The 5173-nt window shown below is 62.0% G+C and carries 5 protein-coding genes; 3 read left to right on the top strand and 2 right to left on the bottom strand.

Going from position 1 to position 5173, the window contains the following annotated elements:
- Both EN935_RS21475 and EN935_RS21470 read right to left on the bottom strand, forming a co-directional pair.
- Nucleotides 1-642: GAF domain-containing protein (locus EN935_RS21475; RefSeq protein WP_127373586.1), on the bottom strand; the 642-nt coding region annotated here is incomplete at its 3' end.
- Nucleotides 643-725: 83 nt separating this feature from the next.
- Nucleotides 726-1199: a hypothetical protein gene (locus EN935_RS21470; RefSeq protein ID WP_109661591.1), complete on the bottom strand. Its 474-nt coding sequence runs from the start codon at nucleotides 1197-1199 to the stop codon at nucleotides 726-728.
- Between the two features lie 440 nt (nucleotides 1200-1639).
- Between EN935_RS21470 and EN935_RS21465 the strand changes: the two genes are divergently transcribed.
- The 3 genes from EN935_RS21465 to EN935_RS21455 all read left to right on the top strand — a co-directional run.
- Nucleotides 1640-4189, top strand: coding sequence for a caspase family protein (locus tag EN935_RS21465; protein WP_127263037.1), 2550 nt, complete (start codon nucleotides 1640-1642; stop codon nucleotides 4187-4189).
- A 17-nt stretch (nucleotides 4190-4206) separates the two neighbouring features.
- Nucleotides 4207-4485, top strand: coding sequence for a hypothetical protein (locus EN935_RS21460; RefSeq protein ID WP_245468714.1), 279 nt, complete (start codon nucleotides 4207-4209; stop codon nucleotides 4483-4485).
- Between the two features lie 185 nt (nucleotides 4486-4670).
- The coding region (locus EN935_RS21455; RefSeq protein ID WP_164771247.1) for a YceI family protein at nucleotides 4671-5173 on the top strand (503 nt) is incomplete at its 3' end.

Below are 5173 nucleotides of genomic sequence, written 5' to 3'. Positions count from 1 at the left end.
GCCTGACAGGTCGACAACGCCGATGATCTTGCCGTCCAGGGGATCGCGGATCGGTGCACCGGCGCAGGTCCAGGATTTGATGCCGGCGCAGAAATGTTCGGCGGCGTGCACGAAAATCGGTTCGCCGGTCCACAATGCCGTGCCGATGCCGTTGGTTCCGACGGCGTCCTCATTCCATTTGCCGCCGATACCCAGATGAATATCCATGCCGTCATGCAAGGTCTTCTTGTCGCCGATCGCGTCGATCAGCACGCCATCGCTGTCGGCAAGCACCAGCATTGCTCCCGTCCCTTCCAGCAACTGGCCAAGGGACGCAAACGATCGCCGCGCCGCCGAAAGCAGTTCGGCGTTGGCACGGGTCAGATATTCGATCTCGTCACGATCGCTGCTCAGCGGCGCTTCGATGCCTTGCGCGTTGATGCCGCCGGTGGCGCTGCGATACCAGGAATCGTGGATCAGCGAGCGGACATGGACCGGATCGCGGGCGCATTTCGGCTCGTCGGCCAGAAAACTTTCCCAAGCGCGCATGGTGGCGCGCTCGTCATAGTCGATGTTGTCCAGAACCAATTGTCCGGCGGCCATCGACGCACGCGCCGGAAGAGCATTGGTCTTCATCTGATCAGGGCCGTTCGCGTGTCTCATTCAGTCATCACAGTACCTTTGAGGTATGCCATTTCTGTATGCTGTCGCGGATTGGGCGTGCTCAGCGACGCCCAGTGCCGGGGTCAGTCGATGCCGAGTTTCGCGCCGATGTCGGCGGCAAGCTGTTCTTCGCCATAGGTGGCAGTCAGGCGGGCTCCGTCCAGTTCGGCAAGTGCCTCGGCGACGGTTTCGTCGACCGGTGAGAAAAAGCCGTTCTGCTTCGTTGCCAGGACGAAGATCTGTTCCCCATTCCGGTCGCGGACATCGCCGATATGATGAAGCTGGCGGCCGGTGTTCTGATCCTTGGAGATCACGCGGCCGTTCATGGTGACGCGGATGGAGGGGCTCGCTTCGGCCACGCTTGCCGCGCTGCCGCCAACGTGGATGATCAGGCCTTCCGCCTTGGGTTGCTGGCGTGGCTTCCGGGAAGCCGAATAGCCGCCACCGCTGATTTGGTCGGCAAGGCGAACGATGGTCGCGCGGTTCTGCTCGATCAGTCTTTTGACCTGCATGTCCTCGCGCCGCGGGCCATCCCGCTTGGAGATGATTTCGACCATGAATCCTCCCAGATTCGCTTGGCGCCGTGAGTTCGGCTCAGTTCTTCTTGCTGCGAACCCTACACCGTCCCTGTGAGGTTCGCCATTCACATCAGGTAGCACTAAGATTTGTACAGATGGTAGCAACTGGCTGCTACACGGGGTTCGAGTGAACGCCACCGAGGTCGCCTTTGGATCCTCGTTTCATTCTTTGGCGGCACCGACGCTGAGGCCTGGCGGGTGCGTCAGATCCAGACAGCCACGCCGGTGCAGTTTGACACTCATTGCGGATGGGTCGGCTCTGAGGTAATTTAGACCCCAATCGGATGGGGAAAGTGGCTGCTGTCGCGACGGTTTTTCTTTTTGTTCCTGTCTCGGCGGATTGTGAGCTCTTTAACAGACCTTGATACCGCAACCTGGGAGCTTGTGGTCATCAGGTAGCGACGGTTGAAACAGTTGCCATGCTCCGACTTTGCGGATTCATCGCGGTCTTCCTCGTAGCGGCCTTCACGACCTTCGATGCGTCGGCCGATCGAAGGGTCGCCCTGGTGATCGGCAATTCTCAGTACCGCGAAATCCCCGCTCTGAAGAATCCTGACAAGGATGCCGAGGACGTATCCAAGACGTTTCGGTTGGCCGGTTTCGAAGTGTTCGTCGCCAAGGATCTCACAAAGCTGCAGTTCGAGGAACAGTTCCGCAACTACCTCGCGGCGGCGGACGGCGCCGATCTGTCCGTCGTCTACTATTCAGGTCACGGCTTCCAGATCGGTGGCGAGAATTTCCTGATCCCGGTGGATGCCTCGCTGAAGAATGCGGCCGACATAGAGGTCCAGGCGGTCAAGCTGGACGATGTCCTCCAGCAGTTGCGCGCGAAATCGAAGATCCAGGTGATCATTCTCGATGCCTGTCGCAACAATCCGTTTCCGCGCAAGGATTATTGGCTAAGGGACCAGTTGATCACGGCGGGTAACACCGGCCTTGCGCAGGTCAAAAGCTCCTTGAACACGCTGATCGCCTTTGCCACCGAGCCAGGAGCGGTCGCCTATGATGGAGCGGGAGACCTCAGCCCGTTTTCATCCGCATTCTCTCGTCGCGCGCTGGCGCCGAACCAGGAGATACGCACGGTCATGGCCGCGGTGCGCCGCGATGTGGTCGAGGCCACTGACGGCAAGCAGGTTCCGTGGGAAAACTCCTCGCTCATCGACGAGGTGGTCCTGATGCGCCGCACCAGCCGGCCTTCATTGCCGCCGGTTCTGGAGAAGGTCGTGCCGTCGGGTGTCGGGCCTGTTGCCCTGGACTTGCCGGAACCGGTCGACGTCGATGGCGGATCAATCACCGTCAGCATCGAAAGGCCGCCTGCGCTCGGACGCCTGCTGCTGGACGGCAAGGCTGTCGCGGTGGGCGAGCAGATCCAGGGCAAGGACCTGCCGCGCCTGAAGCTGGATGTGCCCAAGGGGGCCGGTGCGACGGAAGAGGTGGACATGCTGGCCTACGCCACGCATGACAATTGGGGCGGCGAAGCCCAGGGCATCATGGTGTTTCGTGTCAAGAGCGGCCAGGGCGCCGAGGGCGAACAGATTGTGGCCTCGCTCGAGACCGAGCAGAAACAGCAGGTGCTGGAGCGGGGCATCCATATCACCGGCGCCGCCGAGGCGATCGAAAACCGGCAGATCAGCGTCCCGGTCGGTGTCGGCCCGGTTCCGCTGAAGCTGGACTTCCCGACCAAGGATCCCGCGGTCAGCCTGAAACTCGCGAGCTATCCGGCGACCGGTACGCTGTCCCTGCCGGATCGTCCCCTGTCGCCAGAGTCGAGCCTGATGGCGGATGAGGTCGACAACTTGCGCTATGAACCCCAGATCGGGGCCGCCGAACCGGTCGAGGTCGGCTTTGAAATCCGCGCGGACAGCAGTTCCTCCAAGCCCGCCACGATGAAGCTGTCGCCAAGCGTTGATCCTTGCGACCAGGCCGCCGGCGAGCCTCTCGATCTGCAAGGCGTGGTCCCCGGCCTGCTGCCCAATGAAATCGGCGCGGCGGCCGTGACGGCCTGCGAGGCGGCGGTGAAGGCCTATCCCGATGTCGCCCGCTTCCGCTACGAACTGGGCCGAGCGCTGCTGGCGGCCGGCAAGGTCGATCAGGCGAAGAAAGCCATTCAGGAAGCGGCCGACAGCGGCCACGTCCGCGCCGTGTTCGAACTCGGCTACCTCAACGCGACGGGAACGGGAATGCCCATCGACCGCAAGCAGGCCAACGCCTTCTACGCGGCGGCATCCGACAAGGGCGATCCCTACGGGATGACGTCATGGGGTCGTGCCTTGTTCAATGGTTACGGGGTCGAACGCGACACCGGCAAGGGCCTGGACCTGCTGCTCAAGGGGGCGGCGATGGGGCATACCTATGCCATGAACGATCTCGCCGCGATCTTCACGGAAGGCCGCAACGGCGTGCCCGCCGATCCGGCCCGCGCCGTTGCTTTTTTGAAGGCAGGCGTGGAGCGGCAGGACATGTATTCGATGAACCTGCTCGGCCGCAATTACCTGGCTGGTGTGGGCGTCGAGAAGAATCCCGGGCAAGCGCAAGGGCTTTTCCAGAAGGCTATGGATCTAGGCCAGCCCTACGCGCCGGCCAGCCTTGCGCGCATGTACCGGGACGGCGTTGGTGTAGAGCAAAACCTCGACGAAGCGCAAAGACTGTTCGAGCTGGCCACGGCACGCGGCGATCAGTCCGGCGCATATGATCGCGCAGCGCTCGAAATGCAGAAGGGCGACAAGGCCGACCAGACGACAGCGGTGCGCTATCTGGCCTTCACGGTCGCGCTTGATCTTCGCAAGGAACTGCCGGGCGCCCAGACGGCGCTGACGAAATTCGCAGTGAAGACGAAAACGGCGGCGCTCAAGCAATTGCGCGACGAACTCAAGTCGAAGATCCCGGCGAAGGGCTCGCTTGACGACCAACTGGTCAACGCGGCCAGAGCGGTCTGGGAGCAAGCCAATCCGCGTCGGGACTTGTTTTGATCAATGAGGAGGCAATCGTGGGCAGGGCAGTGAAGCAGGCATTGATCGCCACAGTTCTATCCGGCGCTCTGGCGGGACTAACGGGCTGCATGTCCGTCGCGCCCAAGCCCGAACCGACGGTGACGACGACAAAGCACAGGCCGAAGCTCATTCGCACGACCACCACGCCAAAGATCACCAAACAGAAGAAGGTTATCGCCAAGAAACTCGTCGAACCGACTGAAGAAACCGCACCTGTCGTCGTCCCACCTTTGGGCGGCGGCAATGGTGGCGGCGGCGGCGGCGGCTGGGGATAGCGCTAACAGCAGGTCAGGGTTTCGCGGCACCTCTGGCCGTGGCCGCCTGCCACCATTTGGCCCCCAACTCCACAGCCCGGACTTTGACCGGAAGACCGGCTGCTACTGCTCGCCAACCAGTCGCAAGTGCTCTATGCTCCCGCCAGGTGTCGTGTCGATACGGTGGTCCTGGGCAGGGGCGTTCCATGTTCGAAGTCGTCGCATTCTGGTGGAAGACGAGGCTGAAAGGCCCCGCCGCACGAGGTCTAGGCCTGATCGTCGCGCTTTCCGGCTTGCTGCTGCTCGGATCGCAAGCCGCCAACGCCGCGCCGAACTGGACGCTTGATCCCACAGCTTCAGTCATCACCTACCAGTCGGTGAAGAAGAACACGATCGTCGAGACAAACAAGATCAGGAACATCACCGGCACGCTCAGCTCGGCGGGTGATGCCAAGGTCACCTTCGACCTCAATTCGGTCGATACCGGCGTCGACCTGCGCAACGTCCGCATGCGCTTCCTGTTCTTCGAGACATTCAAGTACCCGACGGCCGAGCTGACGGCCAAGGTGGATCCCGCCGCTTTCGCTGATCTCGCGACAAAGCGCAGGGTGAAGTCGACGCTGCCTTTCCGTCTCAATCTGCACGGTGTCGACAAGGACCTCGAGGCCAGCATCGTCGTCACCATGATCAGCGACACCATGGTGTCGGT

The sequence above is a fragment of the Mesorhizobium sp. M7D.F.Ca.US.004.03.1.1 genome (assembly GCF_003998635.1).
Classification (GTDB): Bacteria; Pseudomonadota; Alphaproteobacteria; order Rhizobiales; family Rhizobiaceae; genus Mesorhizobium; species Mesorhizobium loti.
This window is presented reverse-complemented; position numbering and strand designations above follow the sequence as displayed.